25 protein-coding genes and 1 tRNA gene are annotated in these 25,413 nt (G+C 67.6%); 18 read left to right on the forward strand and 8 right to left on the reverse strand.

Translation table 11 applies throughout. The features are described from left to right. The first annotated feature begins 120 nt into the window (after nucleotides 1–120). On the forward strand, nucleotides 121–606 hold the full coding sequence (locus ACN5W5_RS11080; RefSeq protein ID WP_177131965.1) for a YqaA family protein: 486 nt from the start codon (nucleotides 121–123) through the stop codon (nucleotides 604–606). A 55-nt stretch (nucleotides 607–661) separates the two neighbouring features. Next, a complete protein-coding gene (locus ACN5W5_RS11085) occupies nucleotides 662–1,840 on the forward strand; it encodes an MFS transporter (protein WP_420048574.1) in 1,179 nt (392 codons plus the stop codon). On the opposite strand, the gene ACN5W5_RS11090 is transcribed toward ACN5W5_RS11085, so the two are convergent. The 3 genes from ACN5W5_RS11090 to ACN5W5_RS11100 all read right to left on the reverse strand — a co-directional run bounded on the left by ACN5W5_RS11090 (nucleotide 1,825) and on the right by ACN5W5_RS11100 (nucleotide 4,672). Beyond that, complete coding sequence (locus tag ACN5W5_RS11090; RefSeq protein ID WP_420048575.1) at nucleotides 1,825–2,598, reverse strand: RNA pseudouridine synthase; 774 nt, start codon at nucleotides 2,596–2,598, stop codon at nucleotides 1,825–1,827. The genes ACN5W5_RS11085 and ACN5W5_RS11090 overlap by 16 nt on opposite strands. Before the next feature lie 8 nt (nucleotides 2,599–2,606). Next, nucleotides 2,607–3,698, reverse strand: a complete 1,092-nt coding sequence (ychF, locus tag ACN5W5_RS11095) for a redox-regulated ATPase YchF (protein WP_420048576.1) — start codon at nucleotides 3,696–3,698, stop codon at nucleotides 2,607–2,609. Nucleotides 3,699–3,787: 89 nt separating this feature from the next. Continuing rightward, nucleotides 3,788–4,672, reverse strand: a complete 885-nt coding sequence (locus tag ACN5W5_RS11100) for an MOSC domain-containing protein (protein WP_420048577.1) — start codon at nucleotides 4,670–4,672, stop codon at nucleotides 3,788–3,790. Between the two features lie 90 nt (nucleotides 4,673–4,762). Here ACN5W5_RS11100 and ACN5W5_RS11105 point away from each other — a divergent pair, with 90 nt between their 5' ends. From ACN5W5_RS11105 to ACN5W5_RS11120, 4 genes are read left to right on the forward strand one after another with little or no spacing between them, the layout of a single operon-like run. Next, nucleotides 4,763–5,950: an FAD-dependent monooxygenase gene (locus tag ACN5W5_RS11105; RefSeq protein WP_420048578.1), complete on the forward strand. Its 1,188-nt coding sequence runs from the start codon at nucleotides 4,763–4,765 to the stop codon at nucleotides 5,948–5,950. Between the two features lie 47 nt (nucleotides 5,951–5,997). Then, entirely contained in the window at nucleotides 5,998–6,711 is a 714-nt protein-coding gene (locus ACN5W5_RS11110) for a DsbC family protein (protein ID WP_420048579.1), read from the forward strand. 8 nt (nucleotides 6,712–6,719) lie between these two features. Continuing rightward, nucleotides 6,720–7,238, forward strand: coding sequence for a DUF3429 domain-containing protein (locus tag ACN5W5_RS11115; RefSeq protein WP_420048580.1), 519 nt, complete (start codon nucleotides 6,720–6,722; stop codon nucleotides 7,236–7,238). 10 nt (nucleotides 7,239–7,248) lie between these two features. Next, nucleotides 7,249–9,090 (forward strand): M61 family metallopeptidase, encoded by a 1,842-nt coding sequence (locus ACN5W5_RS11120; RefSeq protein WP_420048581.1) that lies wholly within the window; start codon nucleotides 7,249–7,251, stop codon nucleotides 9,088–9,090. A 136-nt stretch (nucleotides 9,091–9,226) separates the two neighbouring features. Here the strand turns inward: ACN5W5_RS11120 and paaK are convergent, their stop codons facing one another. The 3 genes from paaK to ACN5W5_RS11135 are packed head-to-tail and all read right to left on the reverse strand — an operon-like array spanning nucleotide 9,227 to nucleotide 11,768. After that, entirely contained in the window at nucleotides 9,227–10,522 is a 1,296-nt protein-coding gene (gene paaK / locus ACN5W5_RS11125; RefSeq protein WP_420048582.1) for a phenylacetate--CoA ligase PaaK, read from the reverse strand. Then, nucleotides 10,519–10,920 (reverse strand): hydroxyphenylacetyl-CoA thioesterase PaaI, encoded by a 402-nt coding sequence (paaI, locus tag ACN5W5_RS11130; RefSeq protein WP_420048583.1) that lies wholly within the window; start codon nucleotides 10,918–10,920, stop codon nucleotides 10,519–10,521. Before paaI ends, paaK begins: the two co-directional genes overlap by 4 nt. A gap of 41 nt (nucleotides 10,921–10,961) precedes the next feature. After that, nucleotides 10,962–11,768, reverse strand: coding sequence for an enoyl-CoA hydratase-related protein (locus ACN5W5_RS11135; protein ID WP_420048584.1), 807 nt, complete (start codon nucleotides 11,766–11,768; stop codon nucleotides 10,962–10,964). Between the two features lie 182 nt (nucleotides 11,769–11,950). Between ACN5W5_RS11135 and ACN5W5_RS11140 the strand changes: the two genes are divergently transcribed. From ACN5W5_RS11140 to ACN5W5_RS11160, 5 genes are all read left to right on the forward strand, one after another. Next, a complete protein-coding gene (locus ACN5W5_RS11140) occupies nucleotides 11,951–12,739 on the forward strand; it encodes an enoyl-CoA hydratase (protein WP_420048585.1) in 789 nt (262 codons plus the stop codon). Nucleotides 12,740–12,889: 150 nt separating this feature from the next. Then, nucleotides 12,890–13,309 (forward strand): high-potential iron-sulfur protein, encoded by a 420-nt coding sequence (locus tag ACN5W5_RS11145; protein ID WP_420048586.1) that lies wholly within the window; start codon nucleotides 12,890–12,892, stop codon nucleotides 13,307–13,309. Nucleotides 13,310–13,373: 64 nt separating this feature from the next. Beyond that, nucleotides 13,374–13,450 (forward strand) — tRNA-Met (locus ACN5W5_RS11150). A 69-nt stretch (nucleotides 13,451–13,519) separates the two neighbouring features. Next, nucleotides 13,520–14,080: a YaeQ family protein gene (locus ACN5W5_RS11155; protein ID WP_177132006.1), complete on the forward strand. Its 561-nt coding sequence runs from the start codon at nucleotides 13,520–13,522 to the stop codon at nucleotides 14,078–14,080. Between the two features lie 22 nt (nucleotides 14,081–14,102). Beyond that, nucleotides 14,103–14,741: a class I SAM-dependent methyltransferase gene (locus tag ACN5W5_RS11160; RefSeq protein WP_420048587.1), complete on the forward strand. Its 639-nt coding sequence runs from the start codon at nucleotides 14,103–14,105 to the stop codon at nucleotides 14,739–14,741. A gap of 12 nt (nucleotides 14,742–14,753) precedes the next feature. Here the strand turns inward: ACN5W5_RS11160 and ACN5W5_RS11165 are convergent, their stop codons facing one another. Continuing rightward, nucleotides 14,754–15,347 (reverse strand): carboxymuconolactone decarboxylase family protein, encoded by a 594-nt coding sequence (locus tag ACN5W5_RS11165; RefSeq protein ID WP_420048588.1) that lies wholly within the window; start codon nucleotides 15,345–15,347, stop codon nucleotides 14,754–14,756. Between the two features lie 112 nt (nucleotides 15,348–15,459). Between ACN5W5_RS11165 and ACN5W5_RS11170 the strand changes: the two genes are divergently transcribed. From ACN5W5_RS11170 to mdoH, 7 genes are all read left to right on the forward strand, one after another. Then, nucleotides 15,460–15,828: a hypothetical protein gene (locus ACN5W5_RS11170; protein ID WP_420048589.1), complete on the forward strand. Its 369-nt coding sequence runs from the start codon at nucleotides 15,460–15,462 to the stop codon at nucleotides 15,826–15,828. Between the two features lie 117 nt (nucleotides 15,829–15,945). After that, the gene (miaB, locus tag ACN5W5_RS11175) at nucleotides 15,946–17,298 is read left to right on the forward strand and encodes a tRNA (N6-isopentenyl adenosine(37)-C2)-methylthiotransferase MiaB (RefSeq protein WP_420048590.1); all 1,353 of its coding nucleotides are present in this window, start codon (nucleotides 15,946–15,948) and stop codon (nucleotides 17,296–17,298) included. Nucleotides 17,299–17,456: 158 nt separating this feature from the next. Continuing rightward, nucleotides 17,457–18,878 (forward strand): ATP-binding protein, encoded by a 1,422-nt coding sequence (locus ACN5W5_RS11180; RefSeq protein WP_420048591.1) that lies wholly within the window; start codon nucleotides 17,457–17,459, stop codon nucleotides 18,876–18,878. Continuing rightward, a complete protein-coding gene (locus tag ACN5W5_RS11185) occupies nucleotides 18,868–19,548 on the forward strand; it encodes a hypothetical protein (RefSeq protein ID WP_420048592.1) in 681 nt (226 codons plus the stop codon). The genes ACN5W5_RS11180 and ACN5W5_RS11185 overlap by 11 nt, the downstream gene beginning before the upstream one ends. Then, on the forward strand, nucleotides 19,545–20,978 hold the full coding sequence (locus ACN5W5_RS11190; protein WP_420048593.1) for a sigma 54-interacting transcriptional regulator: 1,434 nt from the start codon (nucleotides 19,545–19,547) through the stop codon (nucleotides 20,976–20,978). Before ACN5W5_RS11185 ends, ACN5W5_RS11190 begins: the two co-directional genes overlap by 4 nt. A 191-nt stretch (nucleotides 20,979–21,169) precedes the next feature. Beyond that, nucleotides 21,170–22,738, forward strand: coding sequence for a glucan biosynthesis protein G (locus ACN5W5_RS11195; protein ID WP_420048594.1), 1,569 nt, complete (start codon nucleotides 21,170–21,172; stop codon nucleotides 22,736–22,738). Then, nucleotides 22,711–24,708, forward strand: coding sequence for a glucans biosynthesis glucosyltransferase MdoH (gene mdoH, locus ACN5W5_RS11200; RefSeq protein ID WP_420048595.1), 1,998 nt, complete (start codon nucleotides 22,711–22,713; stop codon nucleotides 24,706–24,708). Before ACN5W5_RS11195 ends, mdoH begins: the two co-directional genes overlap by 28 nt. Nucleotides 24,709–24,746: 38 nt before the next feature. Here the strand turns inward: mdoH and ACN5W5_RS11205 are convergent, their stop codons facing one another. After that, on the reverse strand, nucleotides 24,747–25,400 hold the full coding sequence (locus tag ACN5W5_RS11205) for a hypothetical protein (protein ID WP_420048596.1): 654 nt from the start codon (nucleotides 25,398–25,400) through the stop codon (nucleotides 24,747–24,749). Nucleotides 25,401–25,413 lie beyond the last annotated feature (13 nt).

Consider the following 25,413-nt stretch of genomic DNA (forward strand, 5'->3'; position numbering starts at 1 on the left):
TGGCGGGTTTGGAGGGGCCACCGCGGTGCGGACATTTCGCAGGCGGGGGATGGGCATTGTATCTGCCTGTTTTTTCAGCAGGCGATATGCTCTCGCATTCCACGAACTCACCCCCTGCCCATGCCCGCCTGGATCGTTTCACTGCTGCACACGCTGGCCTTGCCCGAAGTCGGTCTGAGCACGGTCTTTCTGGTCGCATTCGTTTCGGCCACGCTTCTGCCACTGGGTTCCGAGCCCGCGGTGTTTGCACTGATCAAGCTCAACCCCGAGCTGTTCTGGCCCACCATCCTGGTCGCCACCGCGGGCAACACACTGGGTGGCGCGGTCAGCTGGTGGATGGGCTACGGCGCACACCGCGTGGTCGACAAGGCACGCCACGGCCACCCGACCCACGTGCGTGTGCTGGACTGGCTGGAGCGCTTCGGCCCCAAGACCTGTCTGCTGTCCTGGCTGCCCGGCGTGGGCGATCCCATCTGCGCGGTGGCCGGCTGGCTGCGTTTCCCCTTCTGGCCCTGCCTGGGCTACATGGCGATCGGCAAATTTGCGCGCTATTTCACGATCACCGCCGGCCTGCTGTGGGTGTTCCCTGGGGGACTGCCGTTCTGACGCAGCCTGTGTCGTGCCACCCATACTCTGCCGCTGCGAATCCACTCCGCCCGGCATGACCCCCACCATTTCACCGACCGACAAAGCCCTGCCCCGCTCGCTGTGGGCGTTGATGATGGGCAACTTCGTCATCGGCACCGGGGTCATGGTGGTGCCGGGCACGCTCAACGACATCAGCACCTCGCTGGACGTGTCGATTCCCCAGGCCGGTCAACTCATCACCGCAGCCGCCATCCTGATGGGCCTGGGCGCGCCCGCTTTCGCCACGCTGGTGGCGGGCTGGGACCGCCGCCGGCTGCTCACGCTCTCGTTGGCGTGGTACGCCCTGCTGACCGGCATCTGCGCGCTGGCGCCGAACTACGCCACGCTGTTGCCGCTGCGCGTGCTCGCCGTCATCGCACCCGCCATCTTCACCCCACAGGCTGCCGCCAGCGTGGGCCTGCTGGTGTCACCGGCCCAGCGCGGTCGCGCCATCACCTTCGTGTTCCTGGGCTGGTCGGTGGCTTCAGTCATGGGCATGCCGCTCTCGGCCTGGATCGGCGGCACGCTGGGCTGGCGCTGGGCGTTTGGCCTGGTGGCCTTGATGTCGCTGGCCAGCGCGGCCTGGGTGTGGCGCGAAATGCCCAACGGCATCCGCCCGGCGGCGCTGTCGCGCCAGGCCTGGGGGCAGACCCTGGGTTCGGCGCCGCTCATGCTCGCCGTGGGCGTCACTCTGCTCTCGGCCTTCGGCCAGTTCACGCTGTTTTCGTACTTCGCACCCTACTTTTTCCAGACCCTCGGCCTGGGCGGCGGTGCGCTCTCGCTGATGTTCCTGTGGTTCGGGGCCTTCGGCCTGGCCGGCAACGTGGGCCTTTCGCGCTGGATCGACCGCATCGGTGCACCGCGCGCCGTGCTGCTCACGCTCGGCGCCATGGTGCTGACGCTGCTGCTCTGGCCGCTGGGTCAGGCGGGCATCTGGCAACAGGCGCTGGTGCTGGTGCCCTGGGCACTGGGCTGCTTCGCCTGCAACTCGGCGCAGCAGGCCCGTCTGGTCCACCTCTCGCCAGCACTGGCTCCGGCCACGGTCGCGCTCAACACCTCCGCCATGTACGGCGGACAGGCGCTGGGCGCAGCACTGGGTGGCCTCCTGATCGCACAAGGGCACATGCTGCGCCTGCACCAGGTGGGTCTGGTGGTGCTGGTCCTCGCGATGGCCCTGAGCGTGGGGGCCGCTCGGGCTCAGAAGCGTTCGTAACCCAGCAGGTAACGCCACTCACCGACCGGCAACCCCGTGAGGGCGACCCGGCCCATGCGCAGACGCCGGACCGCCACCAGCCGCAGGCCCGCCCGTTCACACAGGTGCTCCACCTGACCGGGCCGCGTGCCCTTGATGGCCAGGCGCAGGCGGTGTTCGCTCTGCCAGCTGGCGCGCGCCGAGGGAACGCTCCAGCCGTCGAAAAACAGGGCCTTGCCGATCGACTTCAACACCGCTGCGCGCCGGGCTTCGTCATCCAGTTCGGGATCGGCGGCCACCTCCACCAGCCACTCGTGTTCGAGCTGCGCCGATTCGTCCGAGATCTTGCGCGCCACGCCGGGGTTCTGGGTGAACACCATCAGGCCGCTCATGGGGGTGGACAACGGGGCCACGGGCAGCAGCTTGTGGCGGTGGGCCTTGAGCGGGCGCACGCCCGATCGGTCGCCCTTGAACCGGTTGGCGTTGGTGAACAGTTCGGCCGCCAGCGCATCGGGCAGGGGCGAACCTTCCGGCAACGCGCGGCCCGCGGGTTTGTGCCAGATCAGCGTCACGGAGTCCAGCGACTCCAGCTTGGCCTTGGGGTCCAGCGCCACGGTCTGGCCGTCGTGCACCCGCGCCATGGGTTCCTCGACCACCGCGCCGTCCACGCGCACCCAGCCCCCGGCGATGTAGCGTTCGGCATCGCTGCGCGAACAGGGCAGCTGTGCGGCCAGGCGTTTGGCCAGGCGCTGGGGTTCGGACCGGCCGGTATCGGACATGGGCGCGTTCAGGACGAGAACAGGAAGTTCATCACGTCGCCATCCTTGACGACGTATTCCTTGCCTTCGGCGCGCATCTTGCCGGCGTCCTTGGCGCCCTGTTCGCCCTTGTAGGTGATGAAGTCGTCAAAGGCGATGGTCTGGGCGCGGATGTAACCCTTCTCGAAGTCGGTGTGGATCACGCCCGCGGCCTGCGGGCCGGTGTCGCCCACGTGGATGGTCCAGGCGCGCACTTCCTTCACCCCGGCGGTGAAGTAGGTCTGCAGGCCCAGCAGCTTGTAGGCGGCGCGGATCAGGCGGTTCAGGCCCGGTTCGTCCTGGCCCAACTCCTTGAGGAATTCCAGCCGGTCGGCGTCGTCCATCTCCGACAGCTCGGCTTCGATCTTGGCGCAGATGGCGACCACGGGCACTTTCTGTTTGTCGGCGAATTCGCGCAGGCGGTCGAGGAAGGGGTTGTTCTCGAAACCATCTTCGGCCACGTTGGCCACGAACATGGCCGGCTTGGCCGTGATCAGGAAGAACTGCTTGAGCAGCGGCAACTCTTCCTTGCTGAAGTCGATGCTGCGCACGGGCTTGGTGTCGTTGAGTGCCGCCTGGCATTTCTCCAGGATCGCCACCAGCTTGATCGATTCCTTGTCGCCCGAACGCGCGGTCTTCTGCACGCGGTGCAAGGCCTTCTCGACGGCGGCCAGATCGGCCAGGCAGAGCTCGGTGAGGATGACCTCGATGTCGGCGATCGGATCGACCTTGTTGGCGACGTGGATCACGTTCGGGTCTTCAAAGCAGCGCACCACGTTGACGATGGCATCGGTCTCGCGAATGTGCGCAAGAAACTTGTTGCCCAGGCCTTCACCGGTGCTGGCACCGGCCACCAGGCCGGCGATGTCCACGAACTCGACAATGGCGGGCACCACGCGCTCAGGCTTGACGATCTCCGACAGCTGGGCCAGGCGCGGATCGGGCACCTCCACCACGCCGGTGTTGGGCTCGATGGTGCAGAAGGGGTAGTTTTCAGCCGCGATGCCGGCCTTGGTCAGCGCGTTGAAAAGGGTGGACTTGCCCACGTTGGGCAGGCCCACGATGCCGCATTGGAGGCTCATGGGAAACTTTCGGGTCGATCGGGGAAACCGGTGATTTTAGCGGGGCCGCCTGTTTCGGCACCGCCGGTGCCCTCGCGCGGGCAGCGGGGTCAATCGAAGCGCCAGTCGGCCGACACGCTCTGACCCACACGCAACAACTGGCCGTCGCCCGCCAGCACGATCGCGTTCATGCCGAAGGTGATGGCGCCATTCATGCGCGGGTCGGCACGGTAGGTCTGCAGGGTGTCGCCCACCGCCGGCGACGCGGTCGCATTGACGGGGTCGATGTTGGGGATCGGACAACGCGCACAGGGTTTCACGGGTTCCATCACGGCGATGCCATCCCCCGTGGCGATGTGCATCGGTCCGAGGCGGTCTTCGTCGTGGGCCTCCACGCCACCGAGCACGATGTTGGGGCGAAAGCGCACGCCGTCCACCGGCGCGTGGCCGGTCCGCGCCAGCCGCGCATTGAGCTCATCCAGCGAGGCGGTGCTGGTCACGAGCACACCAAAACCGTCGGCGAACTGGGTGGTGGACTCGCGCCCTCCGGTCCATTTCAGGCTGCACAGGCGGCGCACCGCCGGGTCGAAGCGCGCCAGGCGCAGGCGCTTCAGATCGGCGGGCGCGTCCGGCCCCAGGAAATCGCTGAACCATTGCGCCGCCACGTCGCCCATGTCGTAGGCCTCGACTTCGTCGTCCCACACCCGCACGCGCAAGGGGGTTTCGGCGGCGTCCAGCGCGAGGTGCAGCGCCAGCATGCCGGGCGCACGCAGCACCAGCTGGCCCAGCTTGAACGCCGGCTGGATCAGCGCCATGCGCGGCAACTCGCGCTGGGTGACGAATGTGCCCTGCGCATCCACCACCATCCAGCTGCGGTCGTAGGCCAGCCCGGTCTCCGTCAGTTCGGCTTCGTTGAGCGAGATGCCGGCGCAGGACTTCACCGGGTAGATCCAGAGCTGGTCGATGCGGGCGGTCACGTCGGTGGGTGCGGTCATGGCGGGTGCGGCGGTCGGTACAGGCCGGCGCGGACGGGGGTTTTGGCGGGGCGAATCGGGCGCATTGTGCCCTGCTCCTAAAATCCCGCCATGTCGCCAACTTCCCACCGTTCCTCTGCCCACCGGCGTTTTGACGTCGCCATCCGGGGCGGCGGCGTGGTCGGGCACACACTGGCGCTCTTGCTCGCCCGTGATCGGCTGCGTGTGGCCCTGGTCAGCGCCCCGCGCCCGGCGACCGGCACGCCCGACGTGCGCGCCTACGCGCTCAACACCGCAGCACGCGACCTGTTGCGCTCGGTGCGCGCCTGGCCCGATGACAGCGCCACGCCCGCCGGCAGCCCCTTGGCAGAAGGCGCCGTCCCGACCGTGACGCCGGTGAGCGGCATGCAGGTCTTTGGCGACCAGGGCGGCTCCCTGCAGTTTTCAGCGATCGACCAGGGCAGCGAGGCGCTGACCTGGATCGTGGACGTGCCGGCGCTGGAACAGCGCCTGGCCCATGCCGTGCATTTCCAGAGCGGCATCGAGTGCCTGACCGAAGCACCACCCGCGGCGCTCACGGTGATCTGCGAAGGCAAACGCAGCGCCACCCGCGACGAACTCGGGCTGACCTACGAGGTCCGCCCCTACCCGCACAAAGCGGTGGCAGCCCGCCTGCGCTGCGCCCAGCCACACGGCGGCGTGGCCCGCCAGTGGTTCCAGAACGGCGAGATCATGGCGCTGCTGCCGCTGGGGGGGCCACAAGGGAACTCTGTGGCGCTGGTGTGGTCACTGGAAGCACAGCAGGCGGATCATTGGCTGGCGGCCACGCCCGAAGCGCTGGCTCAAGCGGTGCAGACACGGTGTGCGCAGGTGCTCGGCGAAATGCAACTGGAAAGCCCGGCCCAGGCCTGGCCCCTGGAGCTTTCCAGGGCCCAGCGCTGGATCGCCCGCACGCCCCAGGGCGGCGTGGTGCTCGCGGGCGACGCGGCGCACGCCATGCACCCGCTGGCCGGACAGGGACTCAATGTGGGCCTGGCCGATGCCGCCGAACTGGCCCGCGTGCTGCACGGGCGCGAGTACTGGCGCGAGCTGGGCGACCTGAAGCTGCTGCGGCGCTACGAGCGCGCGCGGCAGGCCGATGTGAACGCCATGGGCTGGGTGACCGACGGGCTCTTTGGCCTGTTCGCCCAGACCGACAGCCGCGTACAGGCTTTGCGCAACTGGGGCATGACGGGTGTGGACCGTCTCGGCCCGCTGAAACACTGGTTGGCCCGCCAGGCCATGGGGCAGGCGGGCTGATGCCAGCCCTGCCGACTTTTTAACCTTGAACGCCCTCGGGCCACTTTATGAAACTCGCCAAGATCTCCCTGCTCGCGCTGCTCGCCGCGCTGTCGCTGAGTGCGTTCGCACAGGAAGCCACCATCCGCAAGAACCTGGCCGAACGCCTGCCCAAGCTGCCCGCCATCGATGAAATCACCAAGACACCGATGCCCGGACTGTACGAGGTGCGCATCAACCACAGCGACATCTTCTACACCGATGAAAAAGGCGACTTCCTGATCCAGGGCTCGCTGATCGACACCAAGGCCCAGCAGGACCTGACCGAACAGCGGGTTGAAAAGCTCACCGCCATCGCCTTCAAGGACCTGCCGCTCAAGGACGCCTTCACCATCGTGCGCGGCAACGGCAAACGCAAGATGGCCGTCTTCGAAGACCCGAACTGCGGCTACTGCAAGCGCTTCGAACGCGACCTGGTCAAGATCGACAACGTCACGGTCCACGTCTTCCTCTACCCCATCCTCAGCGCCGACTCGGGCGAAAAGTCGCGCAACATCTGGTGCGCCAAGGACAAGGGCAAGGCCTTCCTCGACTGGATGGTCAAGGACATGACCCCGCCCGACGCGAAATGCGATGCCGCTGCCGTGGCCCGCAACTTCGAATTCGGCAAAAAGGCCCGCATCACCGGCACCCCCACCATCATCTTTGCCGACGGATCGCGCGTGCCGGGCGCCATCGGCGCCGACCGCGTCGAGAAGCTGCTCGCCGAAGCCAAGCCCTGATCGGTGCGTTGCATGAGCGCCGCAGTCCGCAGGGCGAAGGCACGCCAGTGAGCGCACCCGTGCTGCACGACCCGAACGACACCGCCCTGGTTCGGACCCTGGGGCACGCGGGCCTGATCCCCTTTGTGTTGCTGGCCGGCCTGCTCTGGCTGGTGGACGCCGCGCTGCAGGCCTGGGTGGCGATCGCGCTGGCCGCCTACGCGGCATTGATCGCGTCTTTTCTGGGTGGGGTGCACTGGGGCATTGGCTGGCTGGCGAGCCGACATGCGGCGGACCTCGCCGAGCGCCCGCACCACGCCCAGCGCAACCACTTTCTCTGGGGCATCGTGCCCTCGCTGCTGGCCTGGCCCGGTGTGCTCATGCCGCCGTTCGCCGGACTGGCCTGGCTGGGTTTCGTGCTGGTGCTGAGCTATCTGGCCGACCGCACGCTCTACACCCGTGCCGGCCTGCAAGCCTGGCTGACCCTGCGCTTCCGCCTCTCGGCGGTGGCGGCGCTCAGTTGTTTTGTGGGCGCTGGCGCCCTGTGAACGGACTTCCATGAACCTCCCCCGTCGGACCTCCCCGCGCGCCCAAGCGGTCTCAACAGCCGCAGTGAAGCCCACCGTCCGCTACCGCGTCGAGGTGCTGAGCCCGCAAGCCCACCTGTTCGCCGTCACGCTGGAGATCGATCACCCGGCGCCGCGCCAACGCCTGAGCCTGCCGGTGTGGATTCCCGGCAGCTACCTGGTGCGCGAATTCGCGCAACACCTGCAGCACCTGCAGGCCACCCAGGGCGGTGAGCCGGTGCCGCTGCGCCAGCTCGACAAGAACAGCTGGCAGGCGACGGCCAACGCCGGCCAACCGCTGGTATTGCGCTACGAGGTCTACGCGTTCGACGCCTCGGTGCGCACCGCCTTCCTCGACAGCACGCGTGGTTTCTTCAACGCCACCAGCCTGTGCCTGCGCGTGAACGGGCAGGAAGACCAGACGCAAGGCCTGGAAGTTGTTCCCGGACAGGCACCCGCGGGCTGGCGGGTCGCCACCGGGCTGGCCAGCACCGATGTGGATGGCGCCGGCTTCGGCCACTACACCGCGCAGGACTACGACGAACTCGCCGACTGCCCGGTGGAGCTGGGCAGCTTCTGGAGCGGCGAGTTCGTGGCCCACGGCGTGCCGCACCGCTTCGTGGTCAGCGGCGCGGGCGGCTGGTTCGACGGCGAACGCCTGCTGGCCGACACGCGCCGCATCTGCGAGGCCCAGATCGGCTTCTGGCACGGCACCGGCGGCGAGGCGCCGTTCAAGAGCTACCTTTTCATGATGCACGCCAGCGGCGAAGGCTATGGCGGTCTGGAGCACCGCAATTCCACGGCACTGATCTGCCAGCGCACCGACCTGCCCAAGCTGTTGCCCAAAGACGAAAAGCCGCCGGCGCTCAAGGCCACCGACGGCTACACCACCCTGCTCGGCCTGATCAGCCACGAGTATTTCCACACCTGGAACGTCAAACGCCTGCGCCCGGCCGAGTTCAAGCGCTACGACTACGACCAGGAAAACTACACCGAGCTGCTCTGGTTCTTCGAAGGGTTCACCAGCTACTACGACGACCTGATCCTGCGGCGCGCCGGCCTGATCGATGACGCCACCTACCTCCAGCTGGTGATGAAGACCTTCAACCAGGTGCAGCAGACACCCGGCCAGCAGGTGCAGACCGCCGCCCAGGCCAGCTTCGACGCCTGGATGAAGTACTACCGCATCCACGAAAACACACCCAACGCCACGGTGAGCTACTACACCAAGGGTGCGCTGGTGGCGATGTGCTTCGACCTCACGCTGCGCGCCGAGGGCCACAGCACGCTCGACGCCGTGATGCGCGAACTCTGGGCGCAAACCGGCGGTGGTCCGATGAAAGAAGCCGATTTCGCGCGCGCGCTCAAGCGCCTGGGCGGGCGTGCCTTCGACCGCGAACTGCGCGACTGGGTGCACGGCACGTCCAGCCTGCCGGTGCTGCCGCTGCTGCAGCAACACGGCGCCAAGGTCCACCACGACAAAGCCCCGCTGGCCCAGCAGCTGGGTCTGCGCGTGAGCGAATCCCACGGCCTCATGCTCAAGAACGTGCTGCGCGGTGGCGCGGCCGAGGCGGCGGGCATGGCCGCGGGCGACGAGTGGCTGGGGGTGGAGTTCGCGCCGCCCAAACGCGGTCAGCCGGCGGAAGCCTGGCGCATTCACAAGCTGGACGAAGTGGCCCAGTTGCGCGGCCAGCGCCAAAAGCTCACCGCCCTGGTCTCGCGCGACAAACGCCTGCTGCGCTGCCCGCTGGAATGGCCAGCGCCAACGCAGGCGATGCGCTTGACGGTGGGCGACGCCAGCCTGCTCAAGCCCTGGCTGGCCTCGGCGGCCTGACCAGCTGCGGAGCGCGAGCGCAAGGTTTCGCCGCCGGGCCGCCCCAAGGCGAAACAGCCCCCTCTGGGGGCAGCGACCCGCGCAGCGACGGAGCCCCGGCTCAGCGACGCCGTCGATGTGACGCTCAGGGGCCGAATTACTTCGGCCGCAAATCCACCACGCGCTTGGCCTTGCCCTGGCTGCGTTCCACGCCGCCCTCGGGCTTGAGCACCACCTCGACGCTGCTGCCCACGAACACTTTCACCTCGTGGCGCAGCCGCTCGGCCGCGGTGCGCGCCTCGATGCTCTCGGGCGCGAGACCCGGGCGCGTCTCGACCATCACCGACAGGCTGTCCATGTGACCTTCGCGGGTGAGCACGCACTGGTAGTGCGCGCTGAGCTCCGGGCGCTTGAGGATCAGCTCCTCGATCTGGGTCGGGAACACGTTGACGCCGCGCACGATCATCATGTCGTCGCTGCGGCCGGTGATTTTTTCCATGCGGCGCATGGTGCGCGCCGTGCCCGGCAGCAGGCGGGTGAGGTCGCGCGTGCGGTAGCGGATGATGGGCAGCGCCTCCTTGGTCAGGCTGGTGAACACCAGCTCGCCCATCTCGCCATCGGCCACCGGCTCGCCGGTGTCCGGGTTGATGATCTCGGGGTAGAAATGGTCTTCCCAGATCGTCGGTCCGTCCTTGGTCTCGACACACTCGTTGGCCACGCCCGGGCCCATCACCTCCGACAGGCCGTAGATGTCCACCGCGTCGATGTCCATGCGCGCCTCGATCGCCACGCGCATGTCGTTGGTCCAGGGTTCGGCGCCGAAGATGCCGATGCGCAGGCTGCTCTCGCGCGGGTCCAGGCCCAGGCGCTCGAACTCGTCGGCGATGGCCAGCATGTAGCTGGGTGTGACCATGATGATGTCGGGCCGGAAGTCCTGCATCAGCTGCACCTGGCGCTCGGTCTGGCCGCCGCCGAAGGGCACCACCGTCAGGCCCAGTTTTTCGGCGCCGTAGTGCGCGCCCAGGCCACCGGTGAACAGGCCGTAGCCGTAGCTCACGTGCACCATGTCGCCCGGCCGCGCGCCGCTGGCGCGGATGCTGCGCGCCACCACGTTGGACCAGGTGTCGATGTCCTTCAGCGTGTAGCCCACCACCGTCGGCTTGCCGGTCGTGCCGCTGCTGGCGTGGATGCGCGCGCAGCGCTCGCGCGGCACGGCGAACATGCCGAAGGGGTAGCTGTCGCGCAGGTCTTTCTTTGTCGTGAAAGGGAATTTGGCCAGGTCGGCGAGTGAACGGCAGTCGTCCGGGTGCACACCGGCTTGGTCGAACTTGGCCTTGTAGACCGGCGAGTTCGCGTAGGCGTGGCGCAGCGTGCCCTGCAGGCGCTTGAGTTGCAGCGCACGCAGCTCGTCGATGCTGGCTTTTTCGATCGGTTCCAGCGGGAAGTGGTTCATGCCTGCACCTCTTCGGGAAAGACCTGCCCGGGAATCACCGCACTCTTGCCTCTGAACATCGCGATCACCTCACCCTTCTGGTTGCTGACCTTCATGTCGTAGATGCCGTGCCGGCCCTGCAGCACCTGCTCCTGGCCCTCGCAGGTGAGCACGTCACCGTCGTGCCCGGGCTTGAGAAACTCGATGCTGCAACCCGCCGCCACCGCGTTCCTGTTGTAGCTGTTGCAGGCGTAGGCGAAGGTGGTGTCGGCCAGGGTAAAGATGAAGCCGCCGTGGCAGATCTGGTGGCCGTTGAGGTGCAGCGGCTTGACGGCCATGCGCAGCACGGCGCGCCCGGGCTCCACGCTGACCAGTTCGATGCCCATGGTCTCGCGGGCCGCCACGTCCACGGCGAACATGGATTCACCCACCTTTTGGGCTCGTTCTTGAGGCGTCACCGTCATTCCCCCTTGAACTGCGCCGGGCGCTTCTGACGGAAGGCCATCACGCCTTCGATGTAGTCGTGCGTGGCGCCCAGCGCCGACTGCGTGTCGCGCTCCACGTCGAGCTGCTGGTTCAGCGTGCGGGTGCCGGCGTCGCGCAGCAGGGCACGCGTGGCGACCAGCGCCTTGGTGGGCATCACGGCCAGCTTCTCGGCAACAGCCAGCGCGGCGGCCAGCGGATCGTCCTGCACGTCCCAGATCATTCCCCACTCTTTGGCCTGCGCGGCGGGCAGCTTGTCGCCCGTCATGGCCAGCGCCATGGCACGCGCCAAACCCAGCCGCTCCACCAAAAACCAGCTGCCACCGGCGTCGGGGATCAGCCCGATCTTGCTGAAAGCCTGGATGAAGCTCGCGCCGGGTGCGGCGATCGCGATGTCGCAGGTCATGGCCAGCGAGGCGCCCGCGCCCGCGGCCACGCCATTGACGGCGGCGATCACCGGAAAACGCAGCGACTGGATGCGCCGCGCCGTGGGGTTGAAGGCCTGGTCGATCACCGGCCCGGGGTCGGCGCGTTTGACCAGATCGGGACCGGGCTCGAAGTCGAACTCGGCCAGGTCGGCACCGGCACAGAAGCCACGGCCCGCACCGGTGATGACCATGGCGCGGATCACCGGGTTGGCCTCGGCGCGGTCCAGCGCAGCCCACAGCTCACGGTGCATCTGGCGCGTGAAACTGTTGAGGGCGTCCGGGCGGTTGAGCGTGACAAGGGCGACGGCGCCGCGCTCTTCGCAGAGCACGGTGTTGCCCGTGGCGGGTGCGTTCATGGGTGTCTGTCTCCTGGCGCCGTCGTTCCGCAGCGCTGGTGGTGGGATGGGAACGGCAATCTACCATTAACCGACCTATCGGTCGGTTAATGTTTTCCCTTGGGTGGCCCGGCATCGGACGGCCCGCTATAGTTGACGTTTACGTCAATCTGGCCTGTTCACACACCACCCGAGGAAACACCATGAGCGAAAACGCCACCCCCGAACTGATCACCGTGCGCACCGAAGGCCGCGTGGGCATCATCACCCTGAACCGCCCCAAGCAGCTCAACGCGCTGAACGACCAGCTGATGACCGAACTGGGCGCCGCGCTCCAGGCGTTTGATGCCGACGAAGGCATCGGCTGCATGATCATCACCGGCAGCGAAAAGGCCTTTGCCGCGGGTGCCGACATCGGCGCCATGGCCACCTACACCTTCGCCGACGTCTACAAAGGCGACTACATCACCCGCAACTGGGAAACCATCCGCAGCGTGCGCAAGCCCGTGATCGCCGCGGTCAGCGGTTTCGCCCTGGGCGGCGGCTGCGAGCTGGCCATGATGTGCGACTTCATCATCGCAGCCGACAACGCCAAGTTCGGCCAGCCCGAGATCAAGCTCGGCATCATCCCCGGCGCCGGCGGCACGCAGCGCCTGCCGCGCGCCGTGGGCAAGGCCAAGGCCATGGACATGGCCCTGACCGGCCGCATGATGGACGCCACCGAGGCCGAGCGCGCCGGCCTGGTGAGCCGTGTGGTGCCGCTGGACAAGCTGATGGACGAAGCCCTGGGCGCCGCGCTCATGATCTGCGGGTTCTCGCAGCCCAGCGTGATGGCCGCCAAGGAATGCGTGAACCGCGCCTTCGAAGGCGGACTGGCCGACGGCGTGATGTTCGAGCGCCGCCTGTTCCATGCGCTGTTCGCCACCGCCGACCAGAAAGAAGGCATGGACGCCTTCGTGAACAAACGCAAGGCGGTGTTCCAGCACCAGTGAGCGCCTTGTTGGGACTCACACAGGCTGTAACAAGGCACCCGGTGGCAGCGGCGTATAAAAGGTTTCGGCTCCACGCCTCCGGCAAGCGATGACCGTCGTGGTCTGAGCCCGGCGGGCGTGGATCGCGCCGATCCACTCCAGGAGACCCCCATGACCACACGCCGACGTTTCATTTTCATGATTCCAGCCTCCGGGGCCGTGTTGGCAGCGGCCTGCTCGGACCAGGCAACACCACCCACCGCGGCTGCGCCCGAGGCGGCTCCCGCCGCGGCCCCGATGGCCGCCCCACCCGCACCCGAACCCGCCGCTCCACCGGCGGCGGCGCAAGCCAGTGGCAGCGCCCCCATGCTCGACGAGGCGGACCCCGCTGCCGTGGCCCTCGGTTATGTCGCGGACACGACCCGGGCCGACAAGACCAAATACCCCAACCATGCCGACAGCCAGTCCTGCGCCAATTGCGGTCTGTACCAGGGCACCGCGGGCGCGGACGCCGGGCCTTGCCCGCTGTTCGCGGGCAAGCAGGTGGCGGCCCAGGGCTGGTGCGCCTCGTACGTGAAAAAGCCGGCCTGATCGCGCGCTGCGCTGGCCGTGCTCTTTTTCGGGGTTTGATTTGGGCTACAATGCCGACCGCGTTGGCGATATAGCTCAGTTGGTTAGAGCGCAGCATTCATAATGCTGATGTCGGTGGTTCAAGTCCACCTATCGCCACCAGAACTTCAAAAAGCGGACCCCGGCGACGGTGTCCGCTTTTTTCTTGCCCGGCCCATTTCCCCACCGTCCATGGCCATCAAATCCACCATCTTCAAGGCGAACCTGCAGATCGCAGACATCGACCACGGCTACTACGCCGACCACGCGCTCACGCTCGCCCGCCATCCCAGCGAGACCGATGAACGCATGATGGTGCGGCTGGTGGCGCTGGCCATTCACGCCCACGAACTGCAGGACACCTGCCACGGCGACGGCACCCTGGCCTTTGGCGCCGGCCTGTCCGACCCGGAAGACCCCGATGTGTCGTTGACCGACTTCACCGGTCGCAAACGCATCTGGATCGAGGTCGGCCAGCCCGAAGACAAGCCCATGGCCAAGGCCTGCAGCAAGGCCGACGCGGTGTTCGTCTACGCCTTCGGTTCGGCGGCCGATGTGTGGTGGCGCGGCATCGAGACCAAGCTGACCCGGCTCGACAAGCTGCAGGTCTGGCGCCTGCCGACCGAGGCCGCCCCGGCCCTGGCGGCGCTGGCCGAACGCAGCATGCAGCTGCAGGCCACGATCCAGGAGGGCGAGATCACGCTCTCCAGCACGCAGGGCAGCGTGCACATCGTCCCGCTGCGCTGGAAATAAGCCGCCCCGGCAGAGCTGGTCCATGCGCTGCCCGGTCTGTGAACACGACGCCGCGCACCCCTTCCAGACGGTTGGCCCGCGCCACTACTGGCGCTGCCCCACCTGCAGCTGTACGTTTCTGCAACCCGACCAGCGACCCGGCCCGGCGGCGGAGCAGGCCGAGTACCGGCTGCACCAGAACCACCCCGGCGATGCGGGCTACCGCCGCCACCTGCAGCAGCTGGCCGGCCCGCTGCTGCAGCGCCTGCCCCCGGCCCAATCTGGCCTGGACTTCGGCTGCGGACCGGGCCCGGTGCTGCCCGACCTGCTGCGCGACGCCGGACACGCGGTGGCGCTGTACGACCCGTTTTTTCGTCCCGACGACACCGCGCTGGCCACGCGCTACGACTTCGTCACCTGCACCGAAGTGGTCGAGCACTTCCACCACCCGGCCGATGAGTTCCGACGCCTGCAGGGGCTGCTGAAGCCCGGCGGCTGGCTCGGCGTGATGACCCGCTTCCAGACCGACGACGCGCGTTTCGCCCAGTGGCATTACCGCCGCGATCCGACGCATGTGGTGTTCTACCGGGAAACCACGCTGCGCTGGCTGGCGCAGTGCCACGGCTGGTTGTGTGAAATTCCCGGCCCCAACGTCGCGCTGCTGCACAAGCCGGTGGACTGACCACCATGGCGTTCAACCGCCGTGTTTGCCCGACGTCCAGCCCTGGGCACCCAGCGCCTGCCGCGCCACCTGCTGCGGCGCAGCTTCCAGCGGCGTGGCCAGCGTGTCGTTCCAGCGGTTGAGGAAAGCGAACATCGCGATCACACCCAGCATTTCGACGATTTCGCCCTCGCTCCAGTGCTGTTGCAGCGCCACGAACTGCTCGTCGGTCACCGCGTTGGGCTGGGCGGCTGCGGCCAGTGCGAAGTCCAGCGCCAGGCGCTCGCGCTCGTTGTAGTGCGGGCTGCTGGCGTATTGCCAGATGTCGGCCAGCTTGGCATCGCTCACGCCAAAGTTCTTCGCCCCCAGCAGCGTGTGGGCCTGGCAATAGCGGCAGCCCGAGACCTGGCTCACCACGTGGCCGATGAGGCGGCGAAAGCCCAGGTCCACGTCACCGGCCGGGTCCATCACGGCCGCGTTCATCACCGCCAGCGCCTGGGCCAGCTTGGGCCGGCGCTGCATGGTCAACACACTGTTGGGCGTGAAGCCCAGCGTGCCCAGAAAGAAGTCGAAGTGTGGCTGGAGTTCGGGCGTGGTTTCGGGCGGCAGGGGTTGCAGGCGTGCCATGGTGTCTCCGGTCAAACGGGCTTTTCACTGTACGCGAACAACCGGCTGCGTGAGACAATCGCAACCCCACCCGATCCGGGTTTTCCCTTGTCCCAGCCTCTGGATCTAAACCATGAACCGCTGCCTTTCCTCCCGCTTCCGCGCCACCCGCCGCACCACCGCCCTCGCGCTTGGCCTGCTGGCCTTCGGTCTGGCGCCTGTGGCCCTGGCCCAGAACCAACCGCGCCCCTTTCCGGCCAATGCCCTGCGCGGCATGCTGGTCGTGGTACAGCCCCCCTTGATCCAGCTGGACGGCAAGTCCGCGCAGCTCTCGCCCGGCGCCCGCATCCGGGGCACCAACAACATGCTGTTGATGTCGGGCAGCCTGTTGAACCAGGAACTGCTCGTGAACTACACCGTGGAGCCCAACGGCCTGGTGCACGACGTCTGGATCCTGACCGAAGCCGAAGCCGCCGAGAAGCGCAAGCGCGCCGGCGACTAACCCCAAGCAACCAGCAAAGGCCCCGCCAGGCGCACCGCGGAACCGGCTTCGCCGGGCCGCCAGTGCGGTCCCCCTTACAGGGGGAAGCCGCGCAGCAGCGCAGGGGGTGATCACAGCATGTCCAAAAAAGTCTTTATCAAAACCTTCGGCTGCCAGATGAACGAGTACGACTCGGACAAGATGGCCGACGTGATGAACGCAGCCGAAGGCTACGAACCCACGCAGGACGTCAACGAGGCCGACCTGATCCTGTTCAACACCTGCTCGGTGCGCGAGAAAGCACAGGAAAAGGTGTTCTCCGACCTCGGCCGCGTGCAGCACCTGAAGAAAAAGGGCGTGCTGATCGGCGTCGGTGGCTGCGTGGCCAGCCAGGAAGGCGCCGAGATCATCAAGCGCGCGCCCTATGTGGATGTGGTGTTCGGTCCGCAGACCCTGCACCGCCTGCCCGAGCTGCTGGCGCGGCGCGAGCGCCAGTCGCGGCCCCAGGTCGACATCAGCTTCCCCGAAATCGAGAAGTTCGACCACCTGCCGCCCGCGCGGGTCGACGGCTGCAGCGCCTTTGTGTCGATCATGGAAGGCTGCTCCAAATACTGCAGCTACTGCGTCGTGCCCTACACCCGCGGCGACGAGGTGAGCCGCCCGTTTGAGGACGTGCTGGTGGAGATCGCCGGTCTGGCCGACCAGGGCGTGCGCGAGGTCAACCTGCTGGGCCAGAACGTCAACGCCTACCGCGGCAAGATGGGCGACACGGCCGAGATCGCCGACTTCGCGCTGCTGCTCGAGTACGTGGCCGACATCCCCGGCATCGAGCGCATCCGCTACACCACCAGCCATCCCAACGAGTTCACGCCGCGCCTGATCGAGGCCTACGCGAAGATCCCGAAACTGGTGAACCACCTGCACCTGCCGGTGCAGCACGGGTCGGACCGCATCCTGATGGCGATGAAACGCGGTTACACCGCCATGGAATACAAGAGCACGGTGCGCAAGCTGCGCGCGATCCGCCCCGATCTGGCCATGAGCAGCGACTTCATCGTCGGCTTCCCGGGCGAGACCGAAGACGACTTCAACAAGCTGATGAAGCTGATCGACGATGTGGGCTTCGACATCAGCTTCAGTTTCATCTTCAGCCCGCGCCCGGGCACACCGGCCGCCAACCTGCCCGATGACACGCCGCACGACGTGAAGCTCAAGCGCCTGCAGCACCTGCAGGCCGTGATCGAGGCCAACGTGGCGCGCATCAGCGCGAGCCGGCAAGACACGGTGCAGCGCATCCTGGTCGAAGGGCCTTCGCGCAAGTCCACGGTCGAGGTGCCCGAGCTGATGGGCCGCACCGAATGCAACCGCGTGGTCAATTTCGCCGCCGGACCGAACGCCGCCCGTCTGGTGGGCCAGATGATCGACGTGCGCATCACCGAAACCTTTGCGCATTCGCTGCGCGGTGAAGTGATGGTGAGCGAAACCGCATGAGCCTGCACCCGGCCGTTCCGAAAGGGGCTCGCACCGCGGCCCGCCGGGCGAAGGTCCTCCCATGAGCGCCGCCCGGCCGTTCCGAAGGCGCTCAGCCCCGCAGTGCGCAGCGCGGAGGGTCGTCCCGTGAGCGCTCCCTTGACACGGGGCGCCCTGTGTTGAAAGCCTCGCTGCGGTTTTCCTTCCCCCAGTTGCTGCTGGTGGCTTTCGTGCTCATCGGCGCGCTGCTGGGCGCGGCCGCCGTGCGCACACTGTTTTCGCTCGATACGATCATGGCGCAGAGCCGGGAGAGCACCACCCAGGCGATCGCGCTGAGCACCGCGGCCCAGTCGCTCAGCGAGCGCAGCCTGACCATGGAGCGGGCCGCCCGCCAGGCGCTGGTGCTGGGCGACCGCCAGCTGCGGCAACGTTTCGAAGAAGCGGCCGGCCACGCCAGGGACATCCTGCGCAGGCTCGAAAGCAACGAACTGCCGCCCGAGTTCTCGCGCCAATGGCTGCAACAGCTGAGCGACGTCGAGGCGCTGCTGGACGGTTCACCGGAGACCGCGCTCGACCGCGAACGCGCCGTGGCCCGCGCATTCCGCGAGCTGGACGGCCACAGCGCGGCGATTGCCCAGCAGGTGCAGGCCATCATCGGCAACCGCAACGATGCGCTGCAGGACCGTGTCGAGAAAAGCCGCCGGCAGTTGACACAACAGGTGCTGGGCTCCATCGCCCTGGCCGCCGTGATGGCACTGGGTTTTGGTGTCTGGCTGGCGCGACCGTTCCAGCGGCTGGAGAAAGCCATCGTGGGCCTGGGCGAGAACCGGCTCGACCTGCCGATCGACATCCCCGGTCCGCCCGATGTGCGGCGTGTCAGCCAGCAGCTGGAGTGGCTGCGCCTGCGGCTCACCGAACTCGACGCCGACAAGGCCCGCTTCCTGCGCCATGTGTCGCACGAGCTCAAGACGCCGCTGGCCTCGCTGCACGAGGGCGTGGCGGTGCTGGGCGACGGTGTGGCCGGGCCGCTCAGCCCCAGTCAGGCCGAGGTGGTAAGCATCCTGCAGCACAACACCCAGCTGCTGCAACACCAGATCGAGGCGCTGCTGCGCTTCAACGCCGCGGCTTTTGAAGCCCGCCAGCTCAGGCGCGAACCCACCGACCTGCTGGCCCTGGTGGAAGAACAGATCGAGATCCAGCGCCTGCGCTGGCAGTCGCACCAGCTCAGCGTGCGCGCCGAAGGTCCGTCGATGGTGTTGCCGGTGGATCGCGAAAAGATGGCCTCGGCCATTGGCAACCTGTTGTCGAATGCGATCCGTTTTTCCCCCCAGGGCGGACTGGTCCGCCTGGTGCTGCAGGACGACGCCGGCCGGGCCTGTCTCGACGTGATCGACCAGGGACCGGGCGTCGCAGAAGCCGACCGCGACCGCGTTTTTGAACCGTTTTACCGGGGAGAACGCCAGCCAACGGACACCGTGAGGGGCACCGGCATCGGCCTGTCCATCGTGCACGAGTACATTGGAGCGCACGGCGGCCGAGTCCAGCTGCTGCCCGCGCGCAACGGCGCCCATTTCCGCATCGAATTGCCCCATGCCAGTTGATACCTTCCAGCGAGCGTTTCGCCGCGTCCACCTGAAGACCCGGTCCCATCGCGTCGCCTTGTGCCTGAGCGCTGCCGTGTGCCTGAGCGCCTGCGCCACACCGGAACCCGCACCCGTGGCACCCACGCTCCCCGCCATCGATCGGCCCACGGCACCCGCCACGACGGCGGAGACCATTGCACCGGTGCCAATGCCCCCCGCGCTGGCCGCCGGGGACCGGGACAGCCGGCCGGCCGGGGACGCCTACGCGCCGCCGCCCCTGGAGTCGATGCTCGCCTACGCCGACCGCCTGCGGAGTCTGCCGGCGAACGAACTGGCGCTGGAGCAGGCCGCACTCGGCGAACCCGGCAACCTGCCAACGCGACAGTTCCAGCTCGCGCTGGTGTTGATGAACAGCCACCAGCCGGCCGACACGGCCCGCGCGCTCGGCCTGCTCCAGCGCGTCATGGCCCACCCGACCCCGGAGAGTGCGCCCCTCAAGCCGCTGGCCCGTCTGCTGGCCGCCCGCCTGCTCGATCAGCGTCGCCTGGAAGACGGCATGGAACGGCAGTCGCAGCAGCTGCGGGACAGTCAGCGTCGCATCGAGGTGCTGAACGAACGGCTCGAAGCCATGCGCGCCATCGAACGCAGCCTGACACCGCGCGGTACAGGGCGCCCGACAAGTCCATGAACACGCCGGTCAGCCCGTCATCCCCGATGCCTGCCGCGGCGCGCGCGCGCCTGCTGGTGGTGGACGACGACGCCGACATGCTGCGCCTGCTGTCGATGCGGCTGGGCGCGGCGGGTTACCAGGTCACGGCGGTCGGTTCGGCCGAAGCCGCGCTGAGCCAGCTCGACATCGAGCGCCCGCAGCTGGTCCTGTCGGACGTGCGCCTGCCCGGGCGCGACGGCCTGGCCCTGTTCGACGAGATCCGGGCGCGCCACCCTTCGCTGCCGGTGATCCTGCTCACCGCGCACGGCACCATCCCCGATGCGGTGGAGGCCACGGCGCGGGGAGTCTACGGCTACCTCACCAAGCCCTACGAAGCCCGGGAACTGCTGGAAAAGATCGCCCAGGCCCTGGCACTCAGCGCCCCGGCAAGCCCCAGCCACCCCGCCGATGAACAGTGGCGTGCCGAGATCGTCAGCCGCTCCAACCGCATGGCCGACCTGCTGGCAGAAGCCCGCATGGTCGCCCAGTCCGACGCCAGCGTGCTGCTGCGGGGCGACAGCGGCACCGGCAAGGAAGTGCTGGCCCGCGCCATCCACCGGGCCAGCCCGCGCGCCAAGCGCCCGTTCATCGCCGTCAACTGCGGCGCCATCCCCGAGGCCCTGCTCGAATCCGAGCTGTTCGGCCACATGAAGGGCGCCTTCACCGACGCGGTGGCCAACCACAAGGGCCTGTTTCAGGCCGCTGACGGCGGCACGCTGCTGCTGGACGAGATCGGTGACATGCCACCGGCCCTGCAGGTCAAGCTGCTGCGCGTGCTGCAGGAGCGCGCGGTGCGGCCCCTCGGATCCAGCCAGTCGGTGCCGGTGGACGTGCGCATCATCTCGGCCACGCACCGCGACCTCGAAGCCGCCATGGCCATGGGCCAGTTCCGTGAAGACCTCTACTACCGGCTCAACGTCGTCACGCTGACCCTGCCCACCCTGGCCGAGCGGCGCGAAGACATCGCCCTGCTGGCCAACCACTTCCTGGCCAAACTGGCCGCCAAATACGGCAAGCGCAGCTCGGGCTTTGCGCCCGAGGCGCTCAAGGCGCTGACGATGTCCGCCTGGCCGGGCAATGTGCGCCAGCTCTACAACGTGGTCGAACAGGTCTGCGCCCTGTCCACCACGCCGCTGGTGTCGCTGGCGCTGGTGCAGCGCGCCCTGCGAACACCCTCGGCCGAGGTCCTGAGCTTTGCCGACGCGCGTCAGCGCTTCGAGCGCGAATACCTGGTCGGACTGCTGAAAATGACCGACGGCAACGTGGCCGATGCGGCCCGGCTGGCCCAGCGCAACCGCACCGAGTTCTACCGCCTGCTGCAAAAACACGCGCTCACGCCGGGCTTGTTCAAAAGCGATACCGGCGCCGGTGCGGGCACCGAGCCCAGCGACCCTGTCGCCGATGTGTGACAACAAAAAACCGTTGATCTGAAACGGCTTTTTTGCCGATACCCGCCCACCTGTCGCTGATCGACGACAAAAACCGGCCTCTTGGACCGCCCCCATGACGTCCAACCGACCGCCCACATCAAAATCAACTCATAACCAATTGATTTAAAAGGTTTTTTCAGACCTGGCACAGGGTTTGCCCTTATCAAGGCATGCCCACCCTTTTTCAACCGTTTCCAGCACCCCGCATCCAGCGCAGCCGATCCCTGCTGATCGCGCTGCTGGCCATGCTGGCCGCGGCTTCCGCACAAGCCCAGGGCTTTGACTGGAACACCCTCAGCCAACTCGCCCGGACCCGCGCACAGGCACCCTACAGCGCAAACAGCGACAAACTCCCCGCGGACCTCGCCGCCCTCGATTACGACCAGGTGCGCGACATCCGCTTCCGCCCCGAGCAGTCGCTCTGGCGCGCGGAAAAGCGGTCCTTCGAGACCCAGTTCTTCCACCTGGGCCTGTACCAGACACAACCCGTTCGCATCCACGAAATCACGCCCGAGGGCGTGCGGCACCTGCCCTACCGTGGCACCGATTTCGATTTCGGCCGCAACACCGTGGACGCCAAGGCCTGGGGCGACCTGGGCCATGCCGGCTTCCGCCTGCACTATCCGCTGAACGCCGGGGCCTACAAGGACGAGCTCGTGGCCTTTCTGGGCGCGAGCTATTTCCGGGCACTCGGCGCCGGCCAGCAGTACGGCCTGTCGGCCCGTGGCCTCGCGATCGACACCGTGGGCGGCAGCGGCGAAGAATTCCCGCGCTTCACCGAGTTCTGGCTGGAACGCCCGGCGGCGGACGCGAAGCAGATCACGGTCTACGCCCTGCTGGAATCGCCGCGCAGCACCGGGGCCTACCGGTTCGTGCTGCGTCCGGGGGCCCAGACCACCGTCACCGTGCACGCCCGGGTCTACCTGCGACCGGGGTCGGCGCCGGTGAACACGCTCGGTCTGGCGCCGCTGACCAGCATGTTCCTGTTTGGCGAGAATCAGCGCAGCGCCACCGACTTCCGTCCGGAAGTCCACGACTCGGATGGCCTGATGATGGTCACCGGGGACGGCGAGTGGCTGTGGCGCCCGCTGCAGAACCCGCGCCAGCTGACGGTGAGTTCGTTCGCCATGCAACAGCCACGCGGCTTCGGTCTGATGCAGCGCGACCGCAGCTTCGCCAATTACGAAGACGTGGAGGCCCGCTACGAACGCCGCCCCAGCGCCTGGATCCAGCCGCTGGGCGACTGGGGCGCCGGCCGCGTGGAACTGGTGCAGTTGCCCACGCCCGACGAGACCCACGACAACATCGTCGCCTACTGGGTACCCGCCACCCTGCCCACGCCCGGCGAACCCTTTGAATACGCCTACGAGCTGGCCTGGCAGGGCGACACGCCACAGCGCCCTCCTTCCGCCTGGGTCACCCAGAGCCGCCGTGGCTATGGCTACACCAAGCTGAGCGTCAGCGAACAGGCGCTTCAGCCCCAGTACGTGCTCGACTTCGCCGGTCCGGCGCTGGATGCCCTGCCCCCCGGTGCCCCGGTGCGCGCGGTGGTGAGCGCCGACGCCAATGGCAGGGTCCTCGAAGCCCTGGCCTACCCCAATCCGGCCACGCGCACCTGGCGCGTGACCCTGCGCGTGGAACGCATCGATCCGAGCCGCCCGGTCGAACTGCGCGCCTTTCTCCAACACCAGAACGACACCCTGAGCGAAACATGGACACAACTACTCCTGCCCGAGTGAGCACCCCCTTGAGTGGCCGCAGCCTGCTGCGTGAAGAACGCCACCCGAACGCGGTGACGGCCCCGCCGGTCAACCGTGGGTCCATGGCGCCGCGCCCCTGGCGTGGGTTCTGGAACAGCATCGGCACCGCCGTGCTGGCCAGCGCCAGCCGGTTGCTGCCGCCGCGAGCGCCCAAGGTTCACCCCGACGGCCTCCCCAAACCACAGGCCTGGGAAATCGCAGCCAACCGGCGCCGCACGGTGTTCGTTTTTTTGACGCTGCTGAGCACGGTGCTGGCCGCCGGCCTGTACATCAGCGCCCAGCCGGAAGATCAACACACCTGGCTGCAATCAGTGCAGCTGGTGCTGTTCGCCGTGTTGTCCGCCTGGGTGGTGACCGGCTTCGTGACCGCGCTCATGGGTTTCTGGGTGCTGCTGCGTGGCGACCGCCACACGCTCACCGCCGCCTCGGTACGTGATCACGCGCTCAACCCCAACGCGCGCACCGCCATCATCATGCCCATCTGCAACGAAGATGTGGCCACCGTGTTCGCCGGTCTGCGCGCCACCTGCGAATCGTTGATCGGTACCAGTCACGCCAAGCAGTTCGACGTCTTCGTGCTGTCCGACAGCTACGACCCTGCCATCGCAGCCGCCGAGCGCAGCGCCTGGGAAGAACTTCGCGCGGCCCTGGCCGAACAGCCCGGCCACCCGCCGATCGAGGTGTACTACCGCCTGCGCGAGCGCCGGACCCACCGCAAGGCGGGCAACGTGGCCGATTTCTGTCGCCGCTGGGGCAAGGACTACGACTACATGGTGGTGCTCGACGCCGACAGCGTCATGAGCGGCAGCTGCCTGGTGTCCATGGTCAAGCTGATGGACGCGAATCCGAGCGCCGGCATCATCCAGACCGCCACCCAGGCCATCGGTCACGCCACGCTGCATGCACGCGCGCAACAGTTCGGTTCGCGCGTCACGGGCCGTCTGTTCACCCTCGGCATGCAGTTCTGGCAGCTCGGTGAATCGCACTACTGGGGCCACAACGCCATCATCCGCGTCGAACCCTTCATGCAGCACTGCGCGCTGGCCCCGATCAAGGGAACGGGCGGCATGTCCGGCGGCATCATGTCGCACGATTTCGTTGAAGCGGCCCTGATGCGCCGAGCCGGCTACCACGTGTGGCTGGTGTCCGACCTCACCGGCAGCTACGAGCAGCAGCCACCCGATCTGCTGAGCGAGCTGCAGCGCGACCGCCGCTGGTGCCAGGGCAACCTGCAGAACTCGCGCCTGATGGCCGAACCCGGCATCCACCGCGTGCACCGTTCCATGTTCGCCATCGGCGCCATGTCCTACCTGTCGGCGCCGATGTGGCTGGCCTTCCTGGCTTTCGGCACCGCCCTGTGCGTGGCCGACCCGAGCCAGCTGCCGGGCTGGTACGACTCGTCCAGCGAGCGCCTGGGTCTCTGGATCTGGACCTTGTGCCTGCTGTTCCTGCCCCGCGTGCTGGGATTGCTGGCGGTGTTCCTCAAGGGCGAACAAAAAGGATTCGGCGGCGCCGGCATCCTGTTGTCCAGCGCCTTGCTGGAGAGCGCCCTGGCCCTGATTCAGGCGCCCATCCGCATGGTCGCGCACTCGCTGTTCGTGCTGGTCGCCGTCACCGGCATCCAGCTCGACTGGAAGTCCCCGCCCCGGGAAGCGGTCGGCGTGGCCTGGCGCGGTGCGTTCGCCCAGCTGGCCCCGATCACAGCCGTCATCGGCGTGCTGGTGTTCGGTGTGGCCTCGTTGAACATCGAAGCCTTGGTCTGGATGATGCCGGTGACCCTGCCGCTGCTTCTGGCTGTGCCGTTCACCGTGGCCACCGGTCACGTCGCACTCGGGTCCTGGATGCGCGCCCGAGGCGCCTTGCTGATCCCGGAAGAGTCGTGGTCACCGGCCGTGCTGCGCCGGGCCTGGCGCCACGCCTCTCGCCTGTCGCTGCTCAAGGCCGCCTGATCGCGGGTGGCGAGCCGGGCGGAAGACTTGGCCAGCGCTCAGGGCTTTGGTGATTTGAGATAGCGTTCGTCGGACCAGGTCGCCAGCCATTGCGGCGCGAAGGCCACGAAGATGGCACTGAACATGCCCGTCAGAAAGGCATCACCCCAGGCCATGAGCCAGCGCGCCACCAGCGCCTGTTCGTGTGGGGCACCGCCGGCCCACTGGTGGGCAGTTTCCAGCAACACGCCCGAAAGAAACACCGCCGCGGCGGTGCCGATAAAGCCCCGCCCCAGGGTGTAGACAAAAGGATTGGGTGGCAGCCAGCGGCGCAACAGCGCCCCGATACCCAGCGCCAGCGTGGCCGGCACCAGACCGATCCAGACCCATTGGGACAGTGCGGCAGCCGCCTCCGAGTGGCCCAGCAGCCACACGGCCAGCGCCACGCCCGAGAGCACCAGCACCGCCAGCGGCCAGCCCAGCATCAGGACCAGCAGACAGGCGCCCGAGAGTTGCACCTGAAGGCCTTGTGGCATCTTCTGAGGCAACAGCCAGAGCCAGGGCAACAGGGCGAGCGCAGCCAACGCGGGCGTGAGCAAGGGACCCGCCAGCATGCGCCAGGGGCGGAACCACAAAGCCATCGCCATGCAGGCCAAAGCCAGCGCCATTTCGATACCAGTCAGCATGGGCAGGGAGTATGGGCCGCTGACCATACCCCTCACTTGA

This window comes from Hydrogenophaga sp. ZJX-1 (assembly GCF_048590325.1).
Classification (GTDB): domain Bacteria; phylum Pseudomonadota; class Gammaproteobacteria; order Burkholderiales; family Burkholderiaceae_C; genus Hydrogenophaga.

Excerpts from the sequence above, each read along its gene's own strand:
- ACN5W5_RS11155 (WP_177132006.1), top strand. The coding sequence starts at position 13,520 with ATGGCCATCAAATCCACCATCTTCAAGGCGAACCTGCAGATCGCAGAC.
- ACN5W5_RS11190 (WP_420048593.1), top strand. The coding sequence starts at position 19,545 with ATGAACACGCCGGTCAGCCCGTCATCCCCGATGCCTGCCGCGGCGCGC.
- paaK (WP_420048582.1), bottom strand. The coding sequence starts at position 10,522 with ATGAACCACTTCCCGCTGGAACCGATCGAAAAAGCCAGCATCGACGAG.
- ACN5W5_RS11140 (WP_420048585.1), top strand. The coding sequence starts at position 11,951 with ATGAGCGAAAACGCCACCCCCGAACTGATCACCGTGCGCACCGAAGGC.
- ACN5W5_RS11135 (WP_420048584.1), bottom strand. The coding sequence starts at position 11,768 with ATGAACGCACCCGCCACGGGCAACACCGTGCTCTGCGAAGAGCGCGGC.
- ACN5W5_RS11160 (WP_420048587.1), top strand. The coding sequence starts at position 14,103 with ATGCGCTGCCCGGTCTGTGAACACGACGCCGCGCACCCCTTCCAGACG.
- mdoH (WP_420048595.1), top strand. The coding sequence starts at position 22,711 with ATGGACACAACTACTCCTGCCCGAGTGAGCACCCCCTTGAGTGGCCGC.
- ACN5W5_RS11145 (WP_420048586.1), top strand. The coding sequence starts at position 12,890 with ATGACCACACGCCGACGTTTCATTTTCATGATTCCAGCCTCCGGGGCC.
- paaI (WP_420048583.1), bottom strand. The coding sequence starts at position 10,920 with ATGTTCGCCGTGGACGTGGCGGCCCGCGAGACCATGGGCATCGAACTG.
- ACN5W5_RS11195 (WP_420048594.1), top strand. The coding sequence starts at position 21,170 with ATGCCCACCCTTTTTCAACCGTTTCCAGCACCCCGCATCCAGCGCAGC.
- ACN5W5_RS11100 (WP_420048577.1), bottom strand. The coding sequence starts at position 4,672 with ATGACCGCACCCACCGACGTGACCGCCCGCATCGACCAGCTCTGGATC.
- ACN5W5_RS11205 (WP_420048596.1), bottom strand. The coding sequence starts at position 25,400 with ATGGTCAGCGGCCCATACTCCCTGCCCATGCTGACTGGTATCGAAATG.
- ACN5W5_RS11105 (WP_420048578.1), top strand. The coding sequence starts at position 4,763 with ATGTCGCCAACTTCCCACCGTTCCTCTGCCCACCGGCGTTTTGACGTC.
- ychF (WP_420048576.1), bottom strand. The coding sequence starts at position 3,698 with ATGAGCCTCCAATGCGGCATCGTGGGCCTGCCCAACGTGGGCAAGTCC.
- ACN5W5_RS11185 (WP_420048592.1), top strand. The coding sequence starts at position 18,868 with ATGCCAGTTGATACCTTCCAGCGAGCGTTTCGCCGCGTCCACCTGAAG.
- ACN5W5_RS11080 (WP_177131965.1), top strand. The coding sequence starts at position 121 with ATGCCCGCCTGGATCGTTTCACTGCTGCACACGCTGGCCTTGCCCGAA.
- ACN5W5_RS11120 (WP_420048581.1), top strand. The coding sequence starts at position 7,249 with ATGAACCTCCCCCGTCGGACCTCCCCGCGCGCCCAAGCGGTCTCAACA.
- ACN5W5_RS11165 (WP_420048588.1), bottom strand. The coding sequence starts at position 15,347 with ATGGCACGCCTGCAACCCCTGCCGCCCGAAACCACGCCCGAACTCCAG.
- ACN5W5_RS11085 (WP_420048574.1), top strand. The coding sequence starts at position 662 with ATGACCCCCACCATTTCACCGACCGACAAAGCCCTGCCCCGCTCGCTG.
- ACN5W5_RS11170 (WP_420048589.1), top strand. The coding sequence starts at position 15,460 with ATGAACCGCTGCCTTTCCTCCCGCTTCCGCGCCACCCGCCGCACCACC.
- ACN5W5_RS11090 (WP_420048575.1), bottom strand. The coding sequence starts at position 2,598 with ATGTCCGATACCGGCCGGTCCGAACCCCAGCGCCTGGCCAAACGCCTG.
- ACN5W5_RS11110 (WP_420048579.1), top strand. The coding sequence starts at position 5,998 with ATGAAACTCGCCAAGATCTCCCTGCTCGCGCTGCTCGCCGCGCTGTCG.
- miaB (WP_420048590.1), top strand. The coding sequence starts at position 15,946 with ATGTCCAAAAAAGTCTTTATCAAAACCTTCGGCTGCCAGATGAACGAG.